The organism is Pseudarthrobacter enclensis, assembly GCF_001457025.1.
In the GTDB taxonomy this organism is placed as follows: Bacteria; Actinomycetota; Actinomycetes; order Actinomycetales; family Micrococcaceae; genus Arthrobacter; species Arthrobacter enclensis.
Genome location: NZ_KQ758601.1, coordinates 260142 through 284133, shown reverse-complemented (window position 1 = coordinate 284133; position 23992 = coordinate 260142). Strand labels below are relative to the sequence as shown.

Here is a 23992-nt window from a genome sequence, read left to right as displayed (position 1 = left end):
TGCCTCCCATGAAAACTTCGCCTGACGTTCATGTCCCCCTCAACGGGGCGGCAGTTTTGCGCACGTAGCGTGAAAACCGTCCGGAGCACCACCAGCGATCAGTGAGGGATACCCATGACCATCCAGCAGCCCGTCGTCCTGACCAGCAGCAGCATCGAAGCAAGCGATGAGGAAACCGTGGCGGCCAACGTCAGCGTTGTGGATTCCATGCATACGGCGCTCCTGAACACGGAGGAAATGTCCCCCGTGGCCGTCCGCAGCTACTACGTTGACTTCTACCTGACCCAGGCGCTGGAAGGCGGCTTCGCCCAGTACGCCTTCATGTCGCTGGACCGGCAGGAGACGGACACCCTCATCCGCGAAGGCATGGCAGGCATGGGCGCCACGGCCCACCTGGAACTGTTCAACCGGGCCGTCGAAGCCTACGAGGGCCTCTCCGAGGAGGACGCCGAGCTCTACCTGGACGGTCCGCTTGATGACGACGACGAGGTCCCCGCCGGCGTCCTGGCCATGGAGGAGCTCGACGCCGAATTCGAGGAGCTGCTGGAACGCGAAAACGTCACCGCACTGAACGCCGCCTGGCTCCGCAGCCAGCCGGACCTGCTGGTGCTCGACGACGAAAAGGTGGGCGCGTACATCCACGAGCTCGCCGCCGGGATCCCGGACCTGCCGGAGCGCCAGGCCAGGGCCGCTGCCGAAGCGCTGGAGGACGCCCCGGACTTCGAACTCATCATCCGCGAACTGTGCAGCATCGCCGGCTATGAGCTGAACCGGATCACCATGGGCGACCCCAACTACCTGCACGACGGCGAAAAGACCCTCGCCTGGCACTTCAGCACCGACCACGGCGACTTCCTCATGGTCGAGGAAGACGACGAGGCGTTCATGATCAACCCCGCGACGCAGGAGATCGTGGCGGCCTTGGAGTTCGAAGAGGCTGACGCCGGCATGGTCGACGCCTGACAGGTCCCCGGGCGGGGGTGCGAGCCCCCGCTCAGGTGTTCTGCTCCAGCGCTTCCGCGAGGAGGCCCGGCAGGAAGCGGCCGAGGCCTGCCCGGATCCTCAGGCACGAAAAAACTTTCCGGACACCCGTAACCTTTCCGGACCGCCCGGCGATGTAGGGGGTGATGGGCCCACGGGCCCCACCGACAAGTCGTCAAGGTTTGGAGAGTTTTATGTCTTTGTTCACCGTTCTGGCCACCAGCAAGGTCGCAGCCGGAGTCCTCGCAGCAGGCACCCTGGCCGTAGGTGGAACCGGCGCAGCCGCCGTGTCCGGTGTACTTCCCGCCGAAGCCCAGCAGGCCGCCCACGACCTCTTCGGCGCTCCTGCCCCCAAGCTGGCCAATGACGCTGCCGACGCCGCCGAAGGCACGGCAACCGCAGCCGGTGAAACTGCCGCCGACGCTGCTTCTGACGCCACCGCCACCGCTGCGGCCGACGCCGATGCCACCGTTTCCGCCGACGCGGACGCCAAGGCCAACGAGGACAACGTTGCTGCCAAGGGCTCCGTTTCCGGTGCCGCCAACTCCGCCGTGGATGCCGCCGGCGCCGCAGCCATCGGCCTCTGCACCGCCTTCACCCACGGTGGCCTGAACGCAGCCTCCGAGGGCTTCTCCTCGCTGGTCATCGCCGCCGACGGCGAAGCCAACATCGAGAGCTACTGCGCCGACGTCGCTGCCGGCGCGGATGCCGCCGCCAACGCTGCCGCCTCGGCCAACGGTTCGGCCTCCGTGGACGCCAAGAGCCCGGAACTTCCGTCCGCTCCGGCCCTGCCCGCAGTGCCTGCCGTTCCCGCCGTCCCCTCCGTTGACGGTGCCCCCGCGGTCCCGGCAGTTCCGGCTGTTCCCGCCGTTCCGGGCAACGCCGTGGACGCTCCCTCGGTTTCCGTCCGCTAGCAGCAGTTGGCTAGGGTGGACTGCGGGAACCGGCCTTGCCGCCGGCCCCGCAGTCCACAGCGGCCTGCATGCCGCACCCGGACCACAGGGTCCGGATCCTGCCGGGGGCAGGACCATCGCACCTGCCTGACCGCACGGCAGGAACAGCGAAGGTGAAACACCGCGGGGCGGCCGGAGAACCGGCGGCGCCCCGCAAACCTAGCCGGGCAGGGCGCGCACGCCCATCCCGGAATGGAGGAGCCGCCGGTGCTGGACACTCTGGCCCAGGAAGAGATCAATCAGTTCGAGGACGCAGCCGGAACAGATCCCGCTGTGTTGTTCGCTGCTGCCTACAAGTCCTTCGCGGGCCCGGTCCAGGGCTACCTCACGGCACGCGGTGTTGACGATCCCGAAGCCGTCACCCAGGACGTCTTCCTGGCGTTCTATCCCAGGATCGACGGGCTGACGGGCGGCCTCCAGGGAGCCAAATCCCTGATCTTCTCCATCGCCCACGCGCGCATGGTGGACCACTACCGCCGCCTCGAACGCAGGCCCCGGCTGACGCCGTACGATCCCGGGGAGGACGCGCGCACGTCCCCGTCCGCCGAGGACCACGCCGTGGAACTGACCGCGGGCGCGGCAGCAATGCTCGAGGGGCTGCCGGACGAACACCAGGAAGTGCTGGCGCTGCGCATCGTGGCGGATCTGTCCATCGACCAGGTGGCAGCCATCATGGGCAAAAGCACCGGGGCCATCAAACAGCTGCAGCGCAGGGCCCTCCACAATCTCAAGGCACAGACGCTCACAAGAAACCAGGCGAATCATGAGTGACACCGCAGGAACCCGCAGCGAAGGGTTCGTTGACCAGCTGCTGGCCGACGCCGGCATGGACGACGACAGCCAGCTCCGCCCCGCCCTCCTGCAGCTCCGCGCCCTCGGCGACGGGGTGCCGGAACCGTCGCCGGCGGTGGCCGCCCTGCTCCAGCGCGCCGGAGCTGCCGGGGCCGGCGCTGCAGTCGCTGCGGAGAACACCGCACCGGCCGCGGACAACGCCGCGCCGCCCGCGATGGGGACGGGCAAGGTGCCCGCGCCGGTGGACGAGCTGGCCGCGCGGCGCCGCGCCAAGCGCAGGGCCGCCCTGACAGCCCTGGCGCTCGGGGTTTCCCTCACCGCGGGCGGGGCCGTTGCCGCGGCATCCGAGCAGGGGATCCGGGACTCGTTCACCAAGCTCAACCACGCCGTCACATCGTTCGTGACCGGCACCGGTCCGGCTGCCGAACCGGATCCCTCGCCGGCCCCCGCGCAGCCGGCGGCGCCCGCGCCCGCCGGCCCGGCCGGCCCCGGCTCCGTTCCCACGGTTCCGCCGGTGGTGGAGGCACCTGCTGTGGCGCCGCCGTCGGACGTACCCGCCGCGCCCCGGGACGTCCCGTCCCAGGGAGGCCACTCCAGCCAGCCCGCCGACGTCCCCGGTTCCGCGCCGATGCCCAGCGTCCTGCCACCCGAGGTCACGGACAAGCTGCCCCAGCGGCCGCAGGTGCCCCTGCCGGAAACGCCGCAGCTTCCGCTGCCCACCACCGTCCCGGCAGTCCCCCACCAATAGGCGCCTGCAGCCCGTCAAACCCCTCAGCCCGGGGACCAAGGCCAAGCCCGGGTGCGGGGGAAGACAGCTGCCCCCTATAACGCCGTCGGGTGAAGAATGGTTCAGTAGGGCCGCTGGATCGTGCCGCTGAACCGTTGGCCGGTTCCGTGCGTTTGTATGGGCAGACAGCTGACGGCGCAGGCAGGAGGGACGCAATGCCGCTCGACGAGGACGCGGTGGAGTCCATCTACCGCGAACACGGCACGGCCCTGCGCCGCTTTGTGCTCAGCGCGTCCCGGGACCCCCAGCTGGCCGAGGACGTGGTGCAGGAGACCGTGCTGCGTGTCTGGCAGCAGGCCCCGGACCTTAACGGCAGCATCCGCAGCTACCTGTACCGGACGGCCAGGAACATCATGATCGACAACTACCGGCGGGCCCAGCGCCGCCCCGCAGAAACCCTTGAGGGCGACCCCGCACGCCAGGCCGGGGTGATGGAACGCGTGGACGGGCTGCTGAACCGGGTGCTGATCGAGGAGGCCCTGCTTCGCCTCAGCAAGGAGCACCGTGACGTCCTGGTGGCCCTGCACTACCGCCGCCTTACGGTCAACGAGGCCGCAGCCTTGCTGAACATTCCCGCCGGCACCGTGAAATCCCGGGCGTACTACGCGGTCCGGGCGCTGCGGACCATCCTGGATGAGATGGGAGTGGAACCGTGACCGGCAATCCGCACCAGCTGCTCGGCGCCTACCTGCTGGGCGGACTCGACGACGGCGACCGGGCAGCGTTCGAAGCCCACCTGGGCCGGTGCCCGGTGTGCCGCGAAGACCTCGCCGGACTGGACACCCTCCCCATGCTGCTGGACGCCCTTCCTGCGGCCGATGCACTGGCGCTCGCCCCTGCCCCCGGCGACACGCCAGGACCCGCAGGCGTTGCGGCAGGAACCGCGGAACAAGTACCGGCGGGCCCGTCACCCGCCGGGGAGGCCGCCGGCCACCTTCCGGAATCGCTGCCGCTGCTGCACGAACTGGCACGGCGCCGCAGGACTTTACGACGGCGGTGGGCGGCGCTCGCAGGCGCCGCGGCCGCAGCTGCCCTGGCCGTGGGCCTCGCCGCGGGGCCGCTGCTGGTGCGGCCCCCGCAGCCGGATGCCACCTATTCGGTGCAGTCAGGCGGGGGACTGCGGTTCAGCATCGACATGGCCCGCAAGACCTGGGGGACCGAGCTCGCCGTCAACGGCAGCAGCCTGCCGTCTGACGGGACGCTCTCGCTGTGGGTCAGGGACCGCGACGGCGGCGAGGACCGCGCGTGCGCCTGGACGGCAACACCCAGCGGCCGGGTCAAGGTCACCGGTGCCACGCCCATTCAGCTGGGCAGCATCTCCAGCGTGGAACTGCGGGACGGCGCCCATCATCCCGTGGCCGTGATCACCGTTCCGTAGCGGTGGCGTCCCGGCCGCTGCCGTCCGGGGTTTCCCTTGCCTGCCGGGACTGCAGTTCGCGGAAGCCGGCCTGCAGCCCGGGGTCCTCGCACGCGCGGGCAAAAGCCTCGATGCGTTTTTCGATTTCACGGCCCAGCAGCCAGGTGCCGATCCGCTCCATCAGCGGCCGGAGCAGGGCCGGGCGGCACGAAAAGGTGTACTTCCAGACAGCCCTGGTGCCGCCGTCGTCCGCCGTGAAGCGCCAGCCGCCGCCGAAGTTTTCAAAGAACCAGGGACCGGACACCATGGTCATTCCCACGTTCCGCGGCGGCGCGTAGGACACGTACTCGCTGACCATGACCAGGCCCAGCCGGGAACGCGTCCGCGTCCGGACCCCCTTGCCGGCCCGGGTGGCGCCGTCCAGGAACCGCTGCCCGGAAATGAACGGATCCCACCGCAGCCGGAACGTGCCGGTGGTCTGGGAGAAGGCGAAGGCAGTCTCCGGGTCGGTGCGGACATGTCGTTCGGCGCGTACCTGGGGCATGCTCCCACCCTAGCCATGCCGGGATGGCCAGGCGGCCAGGCCCGGACTATTCGATCATCCGTGCCAGCTTGGCCCTGACGATCATGAACACGCCGTAGCAGATCAGCCCGGCCCCCACCGCGGCCAGGAGGTAAACGCCCAAGGGCTGGTCCCGGAGGGCGCGGAGGCCGCCGTCCAGGCCGGTGGACTGCTCCGGGTGGGACTCCCAGGTGGCGATGGCGATCAGCAGGCCGGTCAGCAGCAGCACGGTGCCCTTGGCCACGTAACCGGTCACGCCCAGCACCGTCACGGCCGTCCGGGCGGTGTGGTTGGCGGGCATCACCAGGTGCTTCTCGAAGGACTTGCGCATGCCCCGGATGGCGTAAACGACGCCGGTGACGGCAATGGCTGCGCCGAGCAGCACCAGCAGCGCCACTCCGCCCGGGGCCTTCATCAGGGAATAGGTCAGGTCGCTGGCGGCCTTCCGGTTGTCGCCGCCCGAGCCGGTGCCACGGGCAAAGGACAACAGCGTCAGCGCCAGGCCCGCGAACACCAGGGCCTGGGCCGCCGCTTTGGCCTTGTTCCCGGCCTTCTGCTTGGCGGGCAGGTGGCTGTAGTCGAAGATGGCGTCGCTGGCCTGCCAGAGGGCAAGGGCGGCGCAGGCAGCAAAGCTTGCCCACAGCAGGAAAGGCCCCAGGGGCTGCGTGGCGAGTTCGGCCACCGCTCCGCTGAAGTCCGCATTGCCTGTACCACCGGCCGCCAGCCGGATGGCGATGCCGCCCACCAGCAGGTGCAGGATGCCGCTGGCCGCGAAGCCCGCCCTGGCCAGCACCTCCAGTGTCCGCGAATTCGTGACGTCTTCAGCCGCATCCACGGCCTGCTTCAGTTCTCGTTTGATGGCTGTTCCTTTGTGCGTGCGCCGGGCCGGCGCGGTGGTTCACTGGTGTGCGTGCCCCACACACCAGTAATCGTGCCACGCCGGTCAGGCCCGGAACAGTACGCAGGATCAACCCGGAACACGGCCCGCGCAGGAGCCGGGACCCCATGGGGAGGGATCCCCATCGCTGCCCGGGTGGCTGTTGTGCAACCATAAGCTTCAGCGATTCACACTCACCGCGAACTTCCCGGGGGAACACCATGACTTTTTACGGCGCTGACGTCAGCCAGCTGAGGGCGCTGGCCAAGGCAGTGGACCAGGCCGCGTCCCTGCTGAGCAGCCGTGCCGGCTCGCTCCAGGGCCAGATACAGTCCGCTCCCTGGAAGGGGGCCGACGGCGCACGGTTCCGGCAGGAGTGGAGCTCCAGCCACCGGCCCAACCTGGAGAAGGTGGTCTCCAGCCTGCGGGCCAACTCGAAGCTGCTGATGAAGCACGCCGATGAGCAGGAGAAGTCCTCCAACTCCACCGGCGGGGGCGGCGGAGGAGGAACCTGGGACCGCATTACGTCTTTGGCGGACAAGGCCCGGGAGTGGCTGAAGGAGCAGGCGGCTGCCGCAGCCGCGGCAGCCGAACACCGCCGCGAACTGGAGTCCGGCCTGGACCGGATGCTGGACGCCAGCCCGGAGGAACAGGCCAAGTGGTGGGCCGGCCTGTCCGAAGCGGACAAGAAGTACCTCATCGAGGGCGAGGGCGAGGACGGACCGTTCGCCAAGGACCTCATGCGCATGGACGGCGGCATCCCCGCGTCCGCGCAGCAGCTGGCCAAGGAACACCTCCAGGAACTGGCCAAGGCGGACATCCCCGTCTACACCGAAACGGGCAAGGCCTCCATCGAAGCGCGGGTCGCCTGGGTCCACGGCGGCGCCGAGGTGGGCACCGAGGTCGTGGAGAACGCCGACGGGTCCGCCACCATGAAGGTCTACGGAAACATGGGCCTGGGCGTCAACGACACCTCCGGAACCGCCGGCGTCACCCTTAGCGGCGAGGTGTCGCGCGAATACAAGTTCGCCAGCGTCGAAGAGGCCATGGCGGCGCGGGCGCAGATGTACCGCGACCTCCCGCCGGACAGCATCGGAGACATCAAGGACGTTGCCGGGAACCCGCCGGGCTACATCCTGGACACCATCAACGAGGCTGCCGGGGACAACGGCTCCACCGGCCAGACGGACAAAGCCAAGGGAACGCTGTCCCTGGAGGCCGAGGGCGAAAGCGGTACCGCTTCGGGTTCGGCCAAGCTCGACCTGTCCTACGAACGGAACCTCACCGACGGCACGGCAACTGCCAGCGGCGAAGTGTCCGCCCAGGGCAAGCTCAACCTGGACGGACGGACCTTCGAGGCGTCCGGCAAGGGCGGCCTGCAGGTCAACATGGACAAGGGCAACAACATCGAGTCCGTGACCGTTTCCATGGACGGCACCGTGGCGCAGGGCGTGACCGAGGGTACCGATGTGAAGGCCGCCAAGGTGGAGTCCTCCGTATCGGTGGGTACCCAGGGCACCGTGAAAATCAACGTGGACTACACCCCGGAGAACCGGGCCGTCGTGGACAGCTACCTGCGCAACGTGGCCCTGGGGAACGATTACGGCGCGGCCCGCGACGCTGCCCGGCTGTACGAGGCCGGTTCCGCCACCGTCCAGGTCAACAACGTGGTCACCGCCTCCAACGAGGCAGGGTTCGACGTGAAGGTGGGCGAGGTGGAGGTCAAGACCGAGAGTTCGGCCACCACCAACGTGTCCACGTACTATAAGGTCCCCAACGACACCAAGCTCGAGAGGCTCTGAACCCATGTCAGTGCACGTCGAATCCCCGCTGGGGTTTACCGCGGACTTCCCTGAGCACACGCAGGTCCTGGACGATTCCAGCGCCGGACCCAACACCGAGCAGTTCGGACTGCTGGGCGGTGTCCTGGTCACCGTCATCAAGGATGACAACTCCGTGCAGGACGCGCCTCAGGCCACAGGCTGGGCGCACCTCATGGCGGACTTCTACCGCGAAGAGCGCGGCGGCACTCAGCTGGCCGAAGGCGAGCTCGGCCTGCCGGGCAAGTCCTCGTACGCCGTGGTGGTGGGCTACGACGACGCCGAGGGATCACCCAAGGTGGCGGCCACGGTCGGCGTCCTGGAAAACGGCCGGTTCATCGGCGTCGTGGTGATCTGGCCGTATGCCGGCCCGAACACCGAGCCGCGGCTGGAGCTGCTCAAGGACGTGGTGTCCGCCATCAGCGTCAGCTGACGCTGCCGCGGCTCGCTAGCCCTGGCGCCGGCGGTAGCAGAGATCGAAGATCAGCCGGCCGGCTTCGTGGGCCTTGGCCTCGAAGCTGGTCCGGATCCTTCCTTCGAACCGGGGAGCCCATCCGCCGGTCTCGTCCACGCCCTCATTGGGGCCGGTGTGCCCGGTGCTGACGGGGGCGCGGCCTTCCCGGACCGGCGCGCCGCCCACCACCGTTTCGACACCGGACTGCCATACCTGGGTCAGCGGGCTCTCCGGCCCGCTCCGCTCGCCCGTGTGCAGGTTCTCGAAGTCCGGTGACCCGGCCATCACGTCGCGGACGTGGATGGCGTAGTTGGACCAGTCGGTGGCAATCCGGAACAGCCCGCCCGGCTTCAGGGCCCGGCCGGCCAGGGCAGCGAACTCAGGCTGGATGAGCCGGCGCTTGTGGTGCCGGGACTTGTGCCAGGGGTCCGGGAAAAAGACCCACACTTCGTCCACGGACCCTTCCGGGAGCATGGTGGCGAGCACCTCGGGGGCGTTGGCTTCGACCACGCGGACGTTGGTGAGTCCCCGGCTGTTGATCTTGATGATGGTGTTGGCAAGCCCGGGCGTGTAGACCTCCACGGCGAGGAAGTCGGTGTCCGGATTTTCTTCGGCGGCGTGGCACACGGCGTCGCCCAGGCCGGATCCGATTTCCACGATCAGGGGTGCCTTGCGGCCAAACTCGGCCTCGGCGTCGAACGTGTAGTCGGGGTGGACCGAGGTGTTGGCGACGTGGCGGGGGACGTCCACGGCCCAGCGGTCGGCGTGCTCATCCCACGCGGCCTGGCGCCGGCCCTGCAGGCGGGTGCCGCGGCGCACAAAGCTGACCGGCCGGCCGCCGTACGTACCGAACGACGCCTGCGTTCCCGGGGTCACCGGGCGGGGGACATGCGGCTGCGGGGAGTTGTTTTCTGGGGATTCACTCATCCCTTCCAGAATACCGGCGCCGGAAGCGGCAGCAGCCTGCCGCACCTCCCACCGGCGCAGCCGCCCGCAGGTGGATCACATCCGGCGCCGTTCCATGCTGCAAGAATGGGCGGGTGACGGAAGCAACGAATGCCGGGGCAAGGAAGCCCGGCCTGGAAGCGGACGCCGTAAAGGCGCCAGGCCGTGATGCCGGCGGGCTCATCGACGCTGAGATCGACGAATCGCCGGCACCTGGACCCACCAGCGTGGGGAGCCGCCGGCATTTGGCCTACCTGGGGCTGTGCCTGGTCCTGATCGGCCTGAACCTGCGGACCGTTTTCTCCAGCTTCTCCGCCGTCCTCCCGGAAATCACCGCCCAGGCGTCGCTGCCGGGATGGTCCATCGTGGTCCTGACCACCGTTCCCGTGACGCTGCTGGGTGTCTTTGCACCGCTGGCGCCCGTCCTGGCCCGCAGATTCGGGGCCGAACGCGTGCTGCTGGGTGCCATGGCCGTCCTGGCTGCGGGGCTGCTGCTGCGCCCGGCAGGCCCGGGGCTCCCGGGCGGCCACCTGCCGGGCCTGCTGGCGGGCACCGCCGCGTGCGGGGCCGCGATCGCCCTGTGCAACGTCCTGCTTCCGGGACTGGTCAAACGGGATTTCCCGCACCGGCTGGGACTGATGGGCGGGCTTTACACCACAGCCATCTGCGCGTCGGCCGCGCTGGGGGCCGGCTTCACCTATCCCGTATACGCGGCGACGGGGGAATGGACCGCGGCGCTGTGGTTCTGGGCGCTGCCCGCCGCCGTCGTCCTCCTCCTGTTCCTGCCGGTGGCCCTGCGGCAGCGGGCGGTCCGGCACACGGCCGTCAAGGACGGCGTGAACGTGTGGCGCTCCCCGGTGGCCTGGCAGGTGACCATCTTCATGGTGCTGCAGGCCATGATGTCGTTCAGCGTCTTCGCCTGGCTGGCCCCCATCCTCCGCGAACGCGGCGTGGACGGCGCCACCGCCGGGCTGATCGTGTCGGTGAGCATCGTGCTGCAAATGCTCGGTTCACTGTTCGCCCCCGCACTGGCCGCAAGGTTCCGGGACCAGCGGGCCATCAACACCGTGGTGGCGCTGATGACCGGGGGAGGCTTCGCCCTGAGCATCTTCGGGCCGCTGGACCTGGTGTGGGTATGGGCCGGGCTGCTGGGCCTTGGCCAGGGCAGCCTGACCGCGGTGGCGCTCACCATGATCATGCTCCGCACCCGGGACGGGCACACCGCCGCGCACCTGTCCGGCATGATGCAGGGCGTGGGCTATGGGCTCGGCTCCACCGGAACACTGCTGGTGGGGCAGCTGCACCAGGCCACCGGGTCCTTCACGGCCGCCGGTGTCCTGTTCCTGGCCGTGGGCCTGCTGGCCGCCGTCTTCGGCTACCGCGCCGGCCGCGACCGGTTCGTGGAGTAGGCGGCCATGATGCAAGACCCCACCCTCCCCGCCACCGGGTCCACTGCGGGCATCCTGCAGCGGCCCTACCTCTGGGTGACGGTGGGCACCTGCGCGCTGGTGTTCCTCGCCGCCTTCGAATCGCTGGCGGTGACCACCATCATGCCGCTGGTCAGCCGCGAACTGGACGGCGCGGGCCTGTACGCGCTGGCGTTCGCCGGGCCCCTTGCCACGGGAGTGATCGGCAACGTGGCAGCCGGCAACTGGTCCGACCGGCGCGGACCGGCAATGCCCCTCTATGCCTCGGTGGCGCTGTTCGTGGCAGGCCTGCTGATCGCCGGAACGGCCGTGTCCATGCCTGTGCTCGTGGCCGGCCGCCTGGTCCAGGGACTGGGCGGCGGCGCGCTTACTGTGGCGCTGTACGTTTTGGTGGCACGGATCTTTCCCGGTGTCCTCCACCCCAAAATCTTCGCCGCGTTCTCCGCGGCCTGGGTGATCCCGTCCCTGGTGGGGCCGTTCGCCGCAGGCGTCGTGGCACAGGTCTTCAGCTGGCACTGGGTGTTCCTCGGCGTGGTGGGCCTGGTGATTCCGGCCCTGCTCATGATCGCCCCCGTCCTGAAGGGGATGGGCCGGCCGGCCACCACCGGGGATACCGGCACGGAACGCGTGCCGCCGTGGGCCGTCGGCCGGCTGGGCTGGGCGGCCCTCGCCGCCGTCGCAGTCCTCGGGCTGAACCTTTCGGCCGAGGTCCGCGTGGAGGGGTTCCCGGCGGCGACGGCGGTGCTGGCCATGGCCGCCGTCGGCGTCGCGCTGGTGGCTGTGCGGCCGCTGGTGCCACGCGGGACGCTCCTGGCCCGGCCCGGCCTGCCCAGCGTCATCCTGGCCCGCGGGCTCGCCTCGGCCTCGTTCTTCGGCGCCGAGGTGTACCTGCCGTACCTGCTGATCGAGCTGTACGCGTTCCCGCCCACCTTCGCCGGGCTCACCCTCACCGGAGGGGCGCTGGCGTGGGCGGGAGCTGCCGCCGTGCAGGGCCGCCTCGGTGCCCGCCTGCCGCACCCTGCCGCGGTCCGCATCGGCGCGTTCATGGTCCTCGGGGCGGTGCTCCTGGCGCTGGCCACCGCTGCCCTGCACTGGCCTGCCGCCATCGCCATTGCTGGCTGGGTCTTCGCCGGCGGCGGCATGGGCCTGCTCTACCCGCGGCTCAGCGTCATGACCCTGGCCCTGTCCACCAAGGACAACGAGGGATTCAACTCCTCGGCGATGTCCATCTCGGATTCGCTGGGCGGAGCACTCGCCCTGGCCACCACCGGTATCGTCTTCGCGGCGTTCACGACGACGGCCAGTTCCTTCGCCGGCGTCTTCACCTTCGCCGCGGTCATCGGTGCCGCCGCAACGTTCGTGGCGCCCCGGGTCGCCCCGCGTGCGGGGTGAGGCCCCGGTTCAGGCGAGCCTGGTGGCCCGCAGCACCACGTCCGCGATGGTGGCATGCTGGCCTTCCGGGCCAGTGACCGGGCGTTCGCGGCTGGTCAGCACCTCCACCTGCCAGTCCGGCCCCGCCAGCCCCAGCTCCCGCACCAGGTCTTCGCCCGTGTAGAACATGTCTGCGTGGTGGTGCCCGCCGCCCCACGGCGGCAGCCGGTCAGGGTGGTGGCCCACCACCAGCAGCGTCCCGCCCGGCTTCACCGCCGCTGCCGCCGTGCGCAGGGGGCGCCGCCAGTCCAGTTCCTGTGAGTGCAGGAACTGGGAGGTCACCAGCTCGAACGCCGCCTCCGGCTCCCACCGTTCCAGGTCCGCCTGCTGCCAGGTGATGCGTGCAGCTGGCGGGCTGTCCGCCGGCTGCACGCTCTCCCGCGCGTAGACCGCTTTTTCGTGCGCCTGCGCCCGTTCCAGTGCGACGGCGGAGACGTCGACGGCGGTCACGGACCAGCCGTGGCGGGCCAGCCAGATGGCGTCCGCACCTTCGCCGCACCCCAGTTCCAGCGCACGCCCCGGTTTCAGGCCGCCCGCCTCCCGGACCAGCTGGGGATTGGGATTCCCGCTCCAGAACTGCTTTTTGGTCCGGTAGCGCTCGTCCCACACGGCTGCCGCACCGACGGCGGCGGTGCCGTCCGGGGAAGTGGGGGTGCCGTCGTCGTGCTGTCCGTGCTGGTGCGGCGCGTGTTCGCTCATGCCCCCACCCTGCCCTGCCGGCTCCCGCATGGCAACGGCCAATGACGGTGCCCCGCGGCGGGATGCTAGACTGGTGGAACTTGATGTGCAGTGATGCCCTGGTAACCCTTCGTTGAGGGGTCGGGGCTTTTTTCATGTGAGAGGCACATCCTGCGTCGATGAACGCGTTCCATTTGGTCCCGGCCGCCGTCCTGACAACGGCAGCGCGCCGGTTGACCACCTGACTTTTCTTCGGCGAACCCCCGGGCCAACCGGCATCGGGGCCGATATCCCCACGGATACCGCCAGAAAGACCTTTGAGTTTATGACTACTTTTGCTGCCCTCGGCACGCCCAAAGCCCTCGTCGAAACCCTCGCCGCGCAGGGAATCGAATCCCCGTTCCCCATCCAGGTCAAGACCCTCCCGGACACGCTGTCCGGCCGCGATGTCCTGGGCCGCGGCCGCACCGGGTCCGGCAAGACCATCGCCTTCGCCATTCCGCTGGTGGCCCGCCTGGCCGAGCGCGAAGCGCCCTACTTCCGCAAGCCCGGCCGGCCCATGGGCCTGGTGCTCGCCCCCACCCGTGAACTGGCAACCCAGATCAACGCCACCGTCGAGCCGCTGGCCAAGGCCGCCGGGCTGAACACCACCGTGATCTACGGCGGTGTCTCCCAGGCGCGCCAGGAGAAGGCGCTGCGTGCCGGCGTCGACATCGTCATCGCCTGCCCGGGCCGGCTGGAGGACCTGATCCGCCAGCGCATCCTCACCCTCGAGGGCGTGGAAATCACGGTCCTGGACGAGGCGGACCACATGGCGGACCTCGGCTTCCTGCCCGTGGTGAAGAAGCTGATGGACATGACCCCCCAGCAGGGCCAGCGGCTGCTGTTCTCGGCGACGCTGGACAACGGTGTTGACAAGTTGGTCAACCGTTTCCTGTCCAACCCGCTGACCCACTCGGTGGACGATCCGCAGGCCGCGGTGACCACCATGGAGCACCACGTCCTGGTGGTCAACGACCAGACCGTGAAGAAGCAGCTGATCGTGGAGCTGGCCTCCGGCGCCGGCCGCCGCGTGCTCTTCATGCGGACCAAGCACCACGCCCGCAAGCTGGCCAAGACCCTCACCGACGCCGGCATTCCCGCCGTGGACCTGCACGGAAACCTGTCGCAGAATGCCCGTGACCGCAACCTCGCGGAGTTCTCCAACGGCGACGTCCGCGTCCTGGTGGCCACCGACGTGGCCGCCCGTGGCGTGCACGTGGACGACGTCGAACTCGTCATCCACGTCGACCCGCCCACCGAGCACAAGGCCTACCTGCACCGCTCGGGCCGCACCGCCCGCGCCGGCTCCGACGGCACCGTGGTCACCCTGACCCTGCCGGAGCAGCAGAGTGACGTGAAGAAGCTGATGAAGGCCGCCGGCGTCGAGGTCAGCTTCGAGCGCGTCACCGCTGGCTCGCCCATCGTGGCCGAACTCGTCGGCGAGGTCGCCGAGAAGGTGGACCCGCGCACCCGCGCCGCACTCCTCGCAGCCCGGATGCCCAAGCAGGGCGGCGGCACCTCCACCGGTGCCAACGCCGAGCGCAAGCGCGCACGCCGCCAGGCGTCGCCCACCGCGGGCGGCCGTGGTGGCCGCGGCGGCAGGGGCAAGGTGTCGGCCGAACGGGGCGAGAGCACCCGCGCCGAGCGCCGCGCCGTTGCCTTCGAGGGACGCACCGAGGCCCGCGCCGCCGCTGATTCGGTCCGCGAGCAGCACGAGGACCGCGCCATCGCCGCCGCTGCAGCACGCCGCAACGCCCGCGGCCGGGGGACCGCCAGCACCCACCGCAACGACGTTCCCGCCGCAGGGGGCCGCGCCTCGGCCGGCCGCGGATCTGACGGGCGCAGCCCGGAAAGCCGTACCGATTCACGCATCACCCGCAGCGACGCCCCGCGCGGCGGCTCCGGCCGCGGCCAGCGTTCAGGCGGTGCAACCGGTGGCCAGCGTGGCGGACGCCCCGCTACCGGCCAGCGCGCCGCAGCAGGCGCCTCCGGCGGCAGCAAGGCCGTCTGGTCTTCGAACACCGGCGGGGTTTCCGGCGGCTCGTACGGCTCGGGCAACGGCGGCAACGGCGGTTCCGGCCGTCCCAAGCGCAGCGGCCCGCGCCGCGCCTCCGCCCCGGCGTCGAACGAACGCCGCGGGCGGTAGTCCCCACCAGTTAGTGCATCGAGTGCTCCGTAACTGCCCTTTTGAAGCTTCATAAGGGCGGTTACGGAGCACTCGATGCGTCTAAGGGTTACCAGCCGCGGGCGCGCCACTCCTCAAGATGGGGGCGTTCGGCGCCGAGCGTCGTCGGCTTGCCATGGCCGGGATGGACGACGGCGGTGTCCGGGTAGGCGCCGAACAGGCGCTCCGTGACGTCGGACAGCAGCTGGTTGAACCGTTCCGGGTCCTTCTGGGTGTTGCCCACGCCGCCGGGAAACAGGGAATCGCCGGAGAAGATGTGCGCCGGGCCGTCCGGGTCCTGGTACACGAACGCGATGGACCCCGGGGTGTGGCCGCGCAGGTGCACCGCCGTCACGTCGAACCCGTCGAAGTTGCCCACATCGCCATGGCTGAGCCGCACGTCCACGGGGACGGGCAGGGCCCCGGCGTCGTCCACACCGGCGGCCGTGCGGGCTCCGGTGGCGTCGACCAGGTCCTTCAGCGCCCGCACATGGTCCCAATGCTGGTGCGTCGTGGCGATCAACGCCAGGCGCGGTTCCGCGGGCGTGTCCGCGGCGCCGTCGGCGATCAGCTTCCGGATCGCCGGAAGGTCGTCCGCGGCATCGATCAGAAGCTGCGCACCGCTCTCCTTCGCCGTCAGAAGGTACACATTGTTGTCCATGTCGCTGACGGAAATGCTGCGGATGGTCAGCGCGGGCAGGTCGTAGAGAAGTGAGTCCATGGGGTTCAGTCTAGGGATGGCGGTGTGACACCGCTCCCGGGCAGCGGTGAGGAGATTCATAAAAGTAGGCCTTTCCGGAAGCCCCTTGTTAGCGTCGAAAACCAAGCCTGACTCTGCAAGACGCCGGCTGATGCCTTTCCGCGGTCGCAAGAACCCGCCAGGCCGGCGTGGACCACAGCCTCAAAACTGGAATGGGATCCGATGAGCCGAAATGCAGCACCGCCCGTGGACACCGCGGGCCTCGAGAAAGAAGAACGAAAACCGCCGGCAGCCGGCGAAAGCACCGGCAGCGCCGCCCCGGAGGCCAAAACCCGGGTCAACAAGACAGTCTTCCTGGGCTCGGCCACCGGAGTGGTGGCCATCGCCCTGTGGGCCATCCTCGCCAAAGCCAACGCCGAATCGGTCATCGGCGCCATGGTGGGCTGGGTGTCCACCAACATGGGCTGGTATTACTTCCTGATCGTCACCGCGGTGGTGGTCTTCGTCCTGGTGGCCGCCCTGTCACGGGTGGGCAAGACCAAGCTCGGCCCCGACCACTCCAAGCCCCAGTTCGGCATGTTCACCTGGGCGGCCATGCTGTTCGCCGCCGGCATCGGGATCGACCTGATGTTCTTCTCCGTCTCGGAACCGGTCAGCCAGTACCTGGCGCCTCCGCAGCGTGAAGGCGGAACCGCCGAAGCCGCCCGGCAGGCCCTCGTGTGGACGCTCTTCCACTACGGCATCACCGGCTGGGCCCTCTACGCCCTCATGGGCCTGGCACTGGGCTACTTCTCCTACCGGCACAACCTGCCGCTGAGCATCCGCTCCGCCCTCTACCCCATTTTCGGCAAGAGGATCGAAGGACCGGTAGGCCACGCCGTGGATATCGCGGCCCTCCTGGGCACCATCTTCGGGATCGCCACGTCCCTGGGCATCGGCGTCGTGCAGCTCAACTACGGGCTGAACTTCATGTTCGGCATCCCGGAAAACCTTGCCGTGCAGATAGGCCTGATTGTCCTCTCCGTGGTGATGGCCACCGTCTCGGTGGTGTCCGGCGTCGAGAAGGGCATCCGCAGGCTCTCCGAACTCAACGTCGTCCTGGCCGTCGCCCTGATGCTCTTCGTCCTGGTGACCGGCAAGACCAACTTCCTCCTGGACGGGATCGCCCAGAACATCGGCGACGTCATGAGCCGGTTCCCGGCCATGACGCTGGACACCTTCGCCTACGACCGGCCCACCGACTGGATGAACGCCTGGACGCTGTTCTTCTGGGCCTGGTGGATCGCCTGGGCGCCGTTCGTGGGCCTGTTCCTGGCCCGCATTTCCCGCGGCCGCACCATCCGGCAGTTCGTGCTGGGCACCATGACCGTGCCGTTCATCTTCATCGTCCTGTGGATCTCGATCTTCGGAAACTCCAGCCTGGACCTGATAATGAACGGCAACGCCGCATTCGGCGAGGCCGCCATGAGCCACCCGGAACGGGGGTTCTACAGCCTGCTGGAGCAATTCCCCGCCGTACCCGTCACCGCCGCCGTGGCCACGTTCACCGGACTGCTCTTCTACGTGACCTCGGCCGATTCCGGCGCCCTGGTGATGTCCAACTTCACCTCGCACCTCAAGGACGCAGATTCCGACGGTCCCGAGTGGATGCGCGTCTTCTGGGCCGTGGCCACCGGCCTGCTGACCCTGGCCATGCTGACGGTGGGCGGCGTGCCCACCCTGCAGAACGCCACCATCATCATGGGCCTGCCCCTTTCGCTGCTGCTGGTGCTGATCATGCTGGGGCTCTACAAGGCGCTGCGGGTGGAAAACTCGCTCAACGACAGCTACCGTGCCAGCCTGCCGGGCATCATCACCGGCCGGTCCCTGGACCAGCGCGGCGGCCGGACCTGGCGGCAGCGGCTCACCCGCGCCATGAGCTACCCGGGCCGGAAACAGACCACCCGGTTCGCCGACACCGTGGCGCTGCCCGCCCTGCAGGACGTCGAGGCCGAGCTCCGGTCCCAGGGCGCGGAGACGTCCCTGACCGTGGCCACCGTGGAACCCTGCGGCATCCACAGCATCGACCTGCAGATCGCCATGGGGGAGGAACGGGCCTTCAAATACCAGATCTACCCGGTGCAGTACGAGACCCCCAGCTACGCCACCCGGCGGGCCGACCCCGACGACCGGTACTACCGGATGGAGGTGTTCTCGCAGGAAGGCAGCCACGGCTACGACCTCATGGGATACACCCGGGAACAGGTCATCACGGACGTCCTGGACCACTACGAGCAGCACCTTGAATTCCTGCACCTGAACCGTGCAGCACCCGGCAACACCGTCCTCGTCGAGGACCAGGTGGCAAAAGACAATTGGGAATCCGACTTCGACATGCAGGAGGAAACACAGTGAGCACGTCCACGCTTTTCATCGGCGGGAACTGGACCGCAGCGTCCGACGGCGGGACCCGGGAGATCCACTGCCCGGCGGACGGCGGGCTGGTGGGCGCCGTCTCGGAAGGGACCGCTGACGACGCCGGCCGCGCCGTCCTGGCCGCACGCGCGGCATTCGACGCCGGCGCATGGTCCGCCACGCCGCCGCTGGAGCGGGGGAGCTTCCTGCTCAAGGTGGCGGGCCGGCTGCGCGACCGCAAGGACGAGTTCGCCCGCGCCGAGACGCTGGACACGGGCAAGCGCCTGGTGGAAAGCGAAATCGACATGGACGACATCGCCAACTGCTTCGAATACTTCGGCAAGCTGGCCGGCCAGGAGTCGGGCCGGATGGTGGACGCAGGCAGCCCCACCGTGGTGAGCCGGATCGAGTATGAACCGGTGGGTGTCTGCTCCCTGATTGCGCCGTGGAACTACCCGCTGCTCCAGGCCGCCTGGAAGATCGCGCCGGCCCTGGCAGCCGGCTGCAGCTTCGTCCTGAAACCCAGCGAACTGACCCCGCACACGTCCATCCTCATGATGGACGTGCTCCAGGAACTCGGACTCCCCGACGGCGTCGCCAACCTGGTCCTCGGCGCCGGCAACACTGTGGGCGCTGTCCTGTCCAGCCATCCGGAGGTGGACCTGGTCTCCTTCACCGGCGGACTGGAAACCGGCAAGACCATCGCCGCCTCCGCAGCTGCCTCCGTCAAGAAGGTGGCGCTGGAGCTGGGCGGCAAGAACCCCAACATCGTTTTCGCGGACGCTGACTTCGACGCCGCGCTGGACAACGCCCTGAACGCTGCGTTCGTGCACTCCGGGCAGGTCTGCTCCGCGGGGGCCCGGCTGATCGTGGAGGAATCCATAGCGGAGGAATTCGTGGACGAGCTCGTCCGCCGGGCGGAACAAATCCGCCTGGGCGGTCCTTTCGACCCGCAGGCCGAGACCGGCCCGCTGATTTCCGCCGCCCACCGGGACAAGGTCACAGCCTACGTGGAGAAGGGCATCGCCGAGGGCGCCCGCCTCCGCTGCGGCGGGGCGTGGGGCAGCGGGGAGCTGGAAAAGGGCTTCTACTACCTCCCCACCGTCCTGGACCAGGTCAAGAGCGGCATGTCCGTCGTCGTGGATGAGGCCTTCGGACCGGTGGTCACCGTGGAAACCTTCACCACGGAAGCCGAGGCCGTGAAGCTCGGCAACGACACCCACTACGGCCTGGCCGGCGCGGTCTGGTCCGGGGACGCCTCCAAGACCCAGCGGGTGGCCCGGGCCCTCCGCCACGGCACCATCTGGATCAACGATTTCCACCCGTACCTGCCGCAGGCGGAATGGGGCGGCTTCGGCCAGTCGGGCGTCGGCCGCGAGCTGGGCCCCACGGGCCTGGCCGAATACCAGGAAGCCAAGCACGTCTACCAGAACATCGCCCCGCAGGTCACTGGCTGGTTCGCGGACCACGCCGCAGCTGCAGAAGGGAAGTAGGACACATGGCACACGAATCCAGGACTGACTTCGACTACATCGTCATCGGAGGCGGGTCCGCCGGGGCCGCCGTGGCATCGCGCCTGAGCGAAGACCCGTCGGTGCAGGTTGCCCTGGTGGAGGCAGGGCCGGACGACCGGGACATCCCCGAAGTCCTGCAGCTGGACCGCTGGATGGAGCTGCTCGAATCCGGCTACGACTGGGACTACCCCATCGAGGAGCAGGAGAACGGGAACTCCTTCATGCGGCACGCCCGCGCCAAGGTGATGGGCGGCTGCTCCAGCCACAACTCCTGCATCGCCTTCTGGGCACCGCGCGAGGACATCGACGAGTGGGAGCGGAAGTTCGGCGCCACCGGCTGGAACTCGGACATGGCGTACCGCCTGTACAAGCAGCTGGAAACCAACGAGGACGCCGGCCCGGACGCACCGCACCACGGCGACAGCGGACCCGTGCACCTGATGAACGTCCCGGCGTCGGATCCCACGGGCCGGGCCATGCTGGAAGCCTGCGAACAGGCAGGAATCCCCAAGGCGCACTTCAACACGGGCGACACGGTGATCAACGGTGCCGGCTTTTTCCAGATCAACCGCCGCGCAGACGGCACCCGGTCCTCCAGCTCTGTGTCCTACATCCACCCCATCATGGACCGGGAAAACTTCACCCTCCTGACCGGGTTGCGGGCCAAGGAACTGACGTTCGACGACGCCAACCGCTGCACGGGCGTGGCCGTGGTGGACAACGCCTTCGCCAAGACCCACCAGCTCACCGCCCGCGCCGAAGTGGTGGTGTCCACCGGTGCCATCGATTCGCCCAAGCTGCTGATGCTCTCCGGCATTGGCCCGGCGGCCCAGCTGGAGGAGTTCGGCATCCCCGTCCGGGTGGATTCACCCGGCGTGGGCGAGCACCTGCAGGACCACCCCGAAGGCGTCATCCAGTGGGAGGCCAGGCAGCCCATGACGCAGACGTCCACCCAGTGGTGGGAGGCGGGCATTTTCACCACCACGGAGGACGGCCTGGACCGCCCCGACCTCATGTTCCACTACGGGTCCGTACCGTTCGACATGCACACCCTGCGGCAGGGCTTCCCCACCACGGAGAACGGCTTCTGCCTCACCCCGAACGTCACGCACGCCCGCAGCCGCGGCACCGTGAAGCTCCGCAGCAAGGACTTCCGCGACAAGCCCAAGGTGGACCCGCGCTACTTCACCGATCCGGAGGGCCACGACATGCGCGTCATGGTGGCAGGCATCCGGAAGGCCCGCGAGATCGCGGCGCAGCCCGCACTGGCTGAGTGGGTGGGCACCGAGCTGTACCCCGGCAAGGACATCCAGAGTGACGCGGAGGTCGCCGGGTACATCCGCAGGACCCACAACACCGTGTACCACCCGGCCGGAACGGTCCGGATGGGCGCGGACGACGACGCCATGTCACCACTGGACCCCCAGCTGCGGGTCAAGGGCGTCACCGGACTCCGGGTCGCCGATGCGTCGGTCATGCCGGAGCTGACCACCGTCAACCCGAACATCACCACCATGATGATCGGTGAGCGCTGCGCCGAGCTGGTCCGGGAAGCCCGGAACGCCTGACGGGCCGGGCCTGCACGCCGGAGGGGCGGCCACCCTGCGGGGCGGCCGCCCTCCGGCGTATCTCCGGGGTTGGCTATTCGCGGCCTTCGGACACCCAGGCGGGGTCTGCTGAGCGTGAACCGACGACGGCGTCCGACGCCGCCCCGAGTGCGTCCAGGTGTGCCGGGGTCAGCTCAAGGGCCAGCGCGCCGAGGTTCTCGTCGATGCGGCTCCGCTTGCGGGTACCGGGAATGGGCACCACCGGCAGGCCCAGGCGGGCGCCGCGGGCCAGCAGCCAGGCCAGGGCCACCTGCGCCGGGGTGGCGCCGAGGCTGTCCGCCACGCCCCTGACTACGTCCACGACGGCCTGGTTGGCGGCAGCCGCGTCCGGAGCGAACCGGGGTATGCGCCGGCGGAAGTCGTTGCTTCCCAGGCTGGCCGTGTCCACCGTTCCGGTGAGGAAACCGCGCCCCAGCGGTGAGTAGGGAACAAAGCCCGTGCCCAGCCGGGCGGCTGCCGGAACGACGTTGCGTTCCACATCGCGGCTCCAAATGGACCACTCGCTCTGGACAGCGGCGATGGGGTGCACAGCGGACGCGTCGGCCAGCTCCTGGGCCGTCACCTCGGACAGGCCCAGGTGCCTGACCTTGCCCTGCCGCACCAGCTCCGCCATGGCACCCACCGTTTCCTCAATGGGTACCCGGAGGTCGCGGCGGTGCATGTAGTACAGGTCGATCACGTCGGTGCCCAGCCGCTGCAGGCTGCGGTCCACCGCCTGCCGGACATAGGCGGCGTCACCCCGGACATCCGTGTAGCCGTCCGCCGGGGTGCCCACCAGAGCGAACTTGGTGGCCAGCTGCACCTCGTCCCGGCGTTCTTTCAGGAGCTCGGCAATCAGTTCCTCGTTGCTGCCCCCGCCGTAGATGTCCGCGGTGTCGATGAAGCTGACGCCGGAATCGACCGCGTGGTGCAGGGTGCGGAGCGCATCCGCCGGGTCTACGTCCCCGTAGACGGGGGTGAGGGCCATGCCGCCGAAGCCGAGGGGGCTGACGGTGAGCCCGTCGCCGAGCTGCACTGCTGGGGTCATGCTGTGTCTCCTTAGGTGGGTCAGGTCCAGGGAATGATGCGGTCTGCTGAGTGCCGGGTGGATCCGATCAGGACGGCGTTGGCTTCGTCCGGTCCCTTGGCCCAGGCGTCCGCGGCCTCGGGTGCCATCCCGAAGGAAACATGGCGTGCCACCAGGCGGCTGAGCCGCAGCTCGTGGGGCGTCTCCAGGAACCAGACTTCGTCCAGCTGGGCCCTGACCTCCTTCCACGGCTCCTGTTCCGCCAGCAGGTAGTTGCCCTCGGTGATCACCAGCGGAATCTCAGCGGGTACGGCGATCGATGCCGCCACCGGCTCGTCCAAGGTGCGCCGGAATTCCGGGGCGTACACCACCGCCTCGTCCCGGCGCGCCAGGCGGCGGAGCAGCGAAAGGTACCCGCCGGCGTCGAACGTGTCCATGGCGCCCTTCCGGTCCCGCAGCGGGGTGCCGTCGATGATGGCGTTGCCCAGGTGGAAACCGTCCATGGGCACCACCACGGCCGTTGCGGGACCGAACTGCTGCTGCAGCCATGCTGCACAGGTGGACTTCCCGGAGCCGGGCGCCCCGGCGATGCCCAGGATGGTGCGGGTCCCGGAATCGAGCCGGCGCCGCAGCGCGGCCACGGCCTGGGCGATGTCGGGGGAGTCCATGGCAAAAGCCTACCCAGCATCCCCGGGGCCGGGCCGCTGAATTTCCCCACCTTTGCCGTCAACAGGGTGGCGGCCGACGGCGCGTCGCCGGGACACGCCGTCGGCCCGCCTCAGAAGTGGGGAGATTTAGCGGCGGGCAGGCTCGGACGGCGGCGCCGCCTGCTGCTTCTTCCCGGCCGGCAACGCCTTCAGCCCGGCAGCGCAGCCGACGATTCCGGCGATGAACAGCAGCTTCAGTACGCTGAACGGTTCGACGCCGGTGGCCATGGCCCAGCCGACGGTCAGGGCGGCGCCGATTCCCACCCAGATGGCGTACGCCGTACCCAGCGGGATGGTCCGGATGGCCATGCCCAGGCCCAGCATGCTGAGTGTGGCGGTGACGGCGAAGACCACGGTGGGCAGCGGCTTGCTGAACCCGTCGGACAGGCCCAGGGCGGTGGCCCAGACCGCTTCGAGGACGGCGGATGCCAGCAGCACCAGCCACGGAACGGAACGCTGCAACATCACGCCACCACCTTCAGGCCAACCACGCACGCGGCGATGCCGGAGAGCAGGAGCAGCCGCGCCGCCGTCGGGCGTTCAACCTTGGAAGCCATGGCGTAGGCGGAGGTCAGGACCACGCCCACGCCTACCCAGACCGCGTATGCGGTGCCGGTGGGGATGGATTGCATGGCAAGGGCCAGGCCGCCGGTACTGGCGGCGACGGAGGCCAGGAACAGGAGGGAGGGGGCGATGCGGCGTTTGCCGGATGCTTGCGCTGCGCGGTGCAGGGCTGCGGCCCAGACGGCTTCGAGCGCTCCGGAGAGAACCAGGATTAACCACGACATGACAGA

General features: G+C 69.3%; 23 protein-coding genes. 14 read left to right on the top strand and 9 right to left on the bottom strand.

What is annotated here, in order from left to right:
- The first annotated feature begins 114 nt into the window (after window positions 1-114).
- The 6 genes from AS031_RS09400 (at window position 115) to AS031_RS09375 (ending at window position 4891) form a co-directional block, all read left to right on the top strand.
- Complete coding sequence (locus AS031_RS09400; RefSeq protein WP_058267874.1) at window positions 115-963, top strand: DMP19 family protein; 849 nt, start codon at window positions 115-117, stop codon at window positions 961-963.
- A gap of 212 nt (window positions 964-1175) precedes the next feature.
- Window positions 1176-1895, top strand: coding sequence for a hypothetical protein (locus tag AS031_RS20160; RefSeq protein ID WP_058267873.1), 720 nt, complete (start codon window positions 1176-1178; stop codon window positions 1893-1895).
- A 231-nt stretch (window positions 1896-2126) separates the two neighbouring features.
- Window positions 2127-2705 carry an RNA polymerase sigma factor gene (locus AS031_RS09390; RefSeq protein WP_082641983.1) on the top strand — a complete coding sequence of 193 codons (579 nt, stop codon included), beginning with the start codon at window positions 2127-2129 and terminating at the stop codon, window positions 2703-2705.
- Entirely contained in the window at window positions 2698-3474 is a 777-nt protein-coding gene (locus AS031_RS09385) for a hypothetical protein (protein ID WP_058267871.1), read from the top strand. The genes AS031_RS09390 and AS031_RS09385 overlap by 8 nt, the downstream gene beginning before the upstream one ends.
- A gap of 194 nt (window positions 3475-3668) precedes the next feature.
- Window positions 3669-4169, top strand: a complete 501-nt coding sequence (locus AS031_RS09380; protein WP_058267870.1) for a sigma-70 family RNA polymerase sigma factor — start codon at window positions 3669-3671, stop codon at window positions 4167-4169.
- Window positions 4166-4891 (top strand): zf-HC2 domain-containing protein, encoded by a 726-nt coding sequence (locus tag AS031_RS09375; RefSeq protein WP_058267869.1) that lies wholly within the window; start codon window positions 4166-4168, stop codon window positions 4889-4891. The genes AS031_RS09380 and AS031_RS09375 overlap by 4 nt, the downstream gene beginning before the upstream one ends.
- Here AS031_RS09375 and AS031_RS09370 read toward each other — a convergent pair.
- A complete protein-coding gene (locus AS031_RS09370; protein ID WP_058267868.1) occupies window positions 4878-5414 on the bottom strand; it encodes a type II toxin-antitoxin system RatA family toxin in 537 nt (178 codons plus the stop codon). The two genes, AS031_RS09375 and AS031_RS09370, sit on opposite strands and share 14 nt — an antisense overlap.
- Before the next feature lie 46 nt (window positions 5415-5460).
- Window positions 5461-6279 (bottom strand): DUF1206 domain-containing protein, encoded by an 819-nt coding sequence (locus AS031_RS09365; RefSeq protein ID WP_058267867.1) that lies wholly within the window; start codon window positions 6277-6279, stop codon window positions 5461-5463.
- Between the two features lie 251 nt (window positions 6280-6530).
- Here AS031_RS09365 and AS031_RS09360 point away from each other — a divergent pair, with 251 nt between their 5' ends.
- Together AS031_RS09360 and AS031_RS09355 are read left to right on the top strand one after the other, a co-directional pair.
- Window positions 6531-8111 (top strand): WXG100 family type VII secretion target, encoded by a 1581-nt coding sequence (locus AS031_RS09360; protein WP_058267866.1) that lies wholly within the window; start codon window positions 6531-6533, stop codon window positions 8109-8111.
- Between the two features lie 4 nt (window positions 8112-8115).
- On the top strand, window positions 8116-8562 hold the full coding sequence (locus AS031_RS09355) for a hypothetical protein (protein ID WP_058267865.1): 447 nt from the start codon (window positions 8116-8118) through the stop codon (window positions 8560-8562).
- A gap of 15 nt (window positions 8563-8577) precedes the next feature.
- On the opposite strand, the gene trmB is transcribed toward AS031_RS09355, so the two are convergent.
- Window positions 8578-9510, bottom strand: a complete 933-nt coding sequence (gene trmB, locus AS031_RS09350; RefSeq protein WP_058267864.1) for a tRNA (guanosine(46)-N7)-methyltransferase TrmB — start codon at window positions 9508-9510, stop codon at window positions 8578-8580.
- 113 nt (window positions 9511-9623) lie between these two features.
- Between trmB and AS031_RS09345 the strand changes: the two genes are divergently transcribed.
- Both AS031_RS09345 and AS031_RS09340 read left to right on the top strand, forming a co-directional pair.
- Entirely contained in the window at window positions 9624-10937 is a 1314-nt protein-coding gene (locus tag AS031_RS09345) for a CynX/NimT family MFS transporter (protein WP_371325980.1), read from the top strand.
- 9 nt (window positions 10938-10946) lie between these two features.
- Window positions 10947-12347 (top strand): MFS transporter, encoded by a 1401-nt coding sequence (locus AS031_RS09340; RefSeq protein WP_058268076.1) that lies wholly within the window; start codon window positions 10947-10949, stop codon window positions 12345-12347.
- Between the two features lie 9 nt (window positions 12348-12356).
- Here the strand turns inward: AS031_RS09340 and AS031_RS09335 are convergent, their stop codons facing one another.
- On the bottom strand, window positions 12357-13085 hold the full coding sequence (locus tag AS031_RS09335; RefSeq protein WP_058267863.1) for a class I SAM-dependent methyltransferase: 729 nt from the start codon (window positions 13083-13085) through the stop codon (window positions 12357-12359).
- Between the two features lie 304 nt (window positions 13086-13389).
- Between AS031_RS09335 and AS031_RS09330 the strand changes: the two genes are divergently transcribed.
- The gene (locus AS031_RS09330; RefSeq protein WP_058267862.1) at window positions 13390-15252 is read left to right on the top strand and encodes a DEAD/DEAH box helicase; all 1863 of its coding nucleotides are present in this window, start codon (window positions 13390-13392) and stop codon (window positions 15250-15252) included.
- Window positions 15253-15340: 88 nt separating this feature from the next.
- Here AS031_RS09330 and AS031_RS09325 read toward each other — a convergent pair whose 3' ends face one another.
- A complete protein-coding gene (locus AS031_RS09325) occupies window positions 15341-15991 on the bottom strand; it encodes an MBL fold metallo-hydrolase (protein WP_058267861.1) in 651 nt (216 codons plus the stop codon).
- A gap of 201 nt (window positions 15992-16192) precedes the next feature.
- Here AS031_RS09325 and betT point away from each other — a divergent pair, with 201 nt between their 5' ends.
- From betT to AS031_RS09310, 3 genes are read left to right on the top strand one after another with little or no spacing between them, the layout of a single operon-like run.
- Entirely contained in the window at window positions 16193-18364 is a 2172-nt protein-coding gene (betT, locus tag AS031_RS09320) for a choline BCCT transporter BetT (RefSeq protein WP_058267860.1), read from the top strand.
- The gene (locus AS031_RS09315; protein ID WP_141688792.1) at window positions 18361-19857 is read left to right on the top strand and encodes an aldehyde dehydrogenase family protein; all 1497 of its coding nucleotides are present in this window, start codon (window positions 18361-18363) and stop codon (window positions 19855-19857) included. The genes betT and AS031_RS09315 overlap by 4 nt, the downstream gene beginning before the upstream one ends.
- A gap of 5 nt (window positions 19858-19862) precedes the next feature.
- The gene (locus AS031_RS09310; RefSeq protein WP_058267858.1) at window positions 19863-21446 is read left to right on the top strand and encodes a GMC family oxidoreductase; all 1584 of its coding nucleotides are present in this window, start codon (window positions 19863-19865) and stop codon (window positions 21444-21446) included.
- A gap of 73 nt (window positions 21447-21519) precedes the next feature.
- Here AS031_RS09310 and AS031_RS09305 read toward each other — a convergent pair whose 3' ends face one another.
- The 4 genes from AS031_RS09305 to AS031_RS09290 form a co-directional block, all read right to left on the bottom strand.
- Window positions 21520-22512: an aldo/keto reductase gene (locus AS031_RS09305; RefSeq protein WP_058267857.1), complete on the bottom strand. Its 993-nt coding sequence runs from the start codon at window positions 22510-22512 to the stop codon at window positions 21520-21522.
- Window positions 22513-22532: 20 nt separating this feature from the next.
- Window positions 22533-23159 carry a nucleoside/nucleotide kinase family protein gene (locus tag AS031_RS09300; RefSeq protein WP_058267856.1) on the bottom strand — a complete coding sequence of 209 codons (627 nt, stop codon included), beginning with the start codon at window positions 23157-23159 and terminating at the stop codon, window positions 22533-22535.
- Window positions 23160-23285: 126 nt separating this feature from the next.
- A complete protein-coding gene (locus AS031_RS09295) occupies window positions 23286-23663 on the bottom strand; it encodes a DMT family transporter (protein WP_058267855.1) in 378 nt (125 codons plus the stop codon).
- A complete protein-coding gene (locus AS031_RS09290; RefSeq protein WP_058267854.1) occupies window positions 23663-23986 on the bottom strand; it encodes a DMT family transporter in 324 nt (107 codons plus the stop codon). The genes AS031_RS09295 and AS031_RS09290 overlap by 1 nt, the downstream gene beginning before the upstream one ends.
- Window positions 23987-23992: the final 6 nt, after the last annotated feature.

Excerpts from the sequence above, each read along its gene's own strand:
- betT (WP_058267860.1), top strand. The coding sequence starts at position 16,193 with ATGAGCCGAAATGCAGCACCGCCCGTGGACACCGCGGGCCTCGAGAAA.
- AS031_RS09295 (WP_058267855.1), bottom strand. The coding sequence starts at position 23,663 with ATGTTGCAGCGTTCCGTTCCGTGGCTGGTGCTGCTGGCATCCGCCGTC.
- AS031_RS09380 (WP_058267870.1), top strand. The coding sequence starts at position 3,669 with ATGCCGCTCGACGAGGACGCGGTGGAGTCCATCTACCGCGAACACGGC.
- trmB (WP_058267864.1), bottom strand. The coding sequence starts at position 9,510 with ATGAGTGAATCCCCAGAAAACAACTCCCCGCAGCCGCATGTCCCCCGC.
- AS031_RS09355 (WP_058267865.1), top strand. The coding sequence starts at position 8,116 with ATGTCAGTGCACGTCGAATCCCCGCTGGGGTTTACCGCGGACTTCCCT.
- AS031_RS09370 (WP_058267868.1), bottom strand. The coding sequence starts at position 5,414 with ATGCCCCAGGTACGCGCCGAACGACATGTCCGCACCGACCCGGAGACT.
- AS031_RS09290 (WP_058267854.1), bottom strand. The coding sequence starts at position 23,986 with ATGTCGTGGTTAATCCTGGTTCTCTCCGGAGCGCTCGAAGCCGTCTGG.
- AS031_RS09360 (WP_058267866.1), top strand. The coding sequence starts at position 6,531 with ATGACTTTTTACGGCGCTGACGTCAGCCAGCTGAGGGCGCTGGCCAAG.
- AS031_RS09310 (WP_058267858.1), top strand. The coding sequence starts at position 19,863 with ATGGCACACGAATCCAGGACTGACTTCGACTACATCGTCATCGGAGGC.
- AS031_RS09340 (WP_058268076.1), top strand. The coding sequence starts at position 10,947 with ATGCAAGACCCCACCCTCCCCGCCACCGGGTCCACTGCGGGCATCCTG.
- AS031_RS09305 (WP_058267857.1), bottom strand. The coding sequence starts at position 22,512 with ATGACCCCAGCAGTGCAGCTCGGCGACGGGCTCACCGTCAGCCCCCTC.
- AS031_RS09400 (WP_058267874.1), top strand. The coding sequence starts at position 115 with ATGACCATCCAGCAGCCCGTCGTCCTGACCAGCAGCAGCATCGAAGCA.
- AS031_RS09330 (WP_058267862.1), top strand. The coding sequence starts at position 13,390 with ATGACTACTTTTGCTGCCCTCGGCACGCCCAAAGCCCTCGTCGAAACC.
- AS031_RS09385 (WP_058267871.1), top strand. The coding sequence starts at position 2,698 with ATGAGTGACACCGCAGGAACCCGCAGCGAAGGGTTCGTTGACCAGCTG.
- AS031_RS09300 (WP_058267856.1), bottom strand. The coding sequence starts at position 23,159 with ATGGACTCCCCCGACATCGCCCAGGCCGTGGCCGCGCTGCGGCGCCGG.
- AS031_RS20160 (WP_058267873.1), top strand. The coding sequence starts at position 1,176 with ATGTCTTTGTTCACCGTTCTGGCCACCAGCAAGGTCGCAGCCGGAGTC.
- AS031_RS09325 (WP_058267861.1), bottom strand. The coding sequence starts at position 15,991 with ATGGACTCACTTCTCTACGACCTGCCCGCGCTGACCATCCGCAGCATT.
- AS031_RS09335 (WP_058267863.1), bottom strand. The coding sequence starts at position 13,085 with ATGAGCGAACACGCGCCGCACCAGCACGGACAGCACGACGACGGCACC.
- AS031_RS09390 (WP_082641983.1), top strand. The coding sequence starts at position 2,127 with ATGGAGGAGCCGCCGGTGCTGGACACTCTGGCCCAGGAAGAGATCAAT.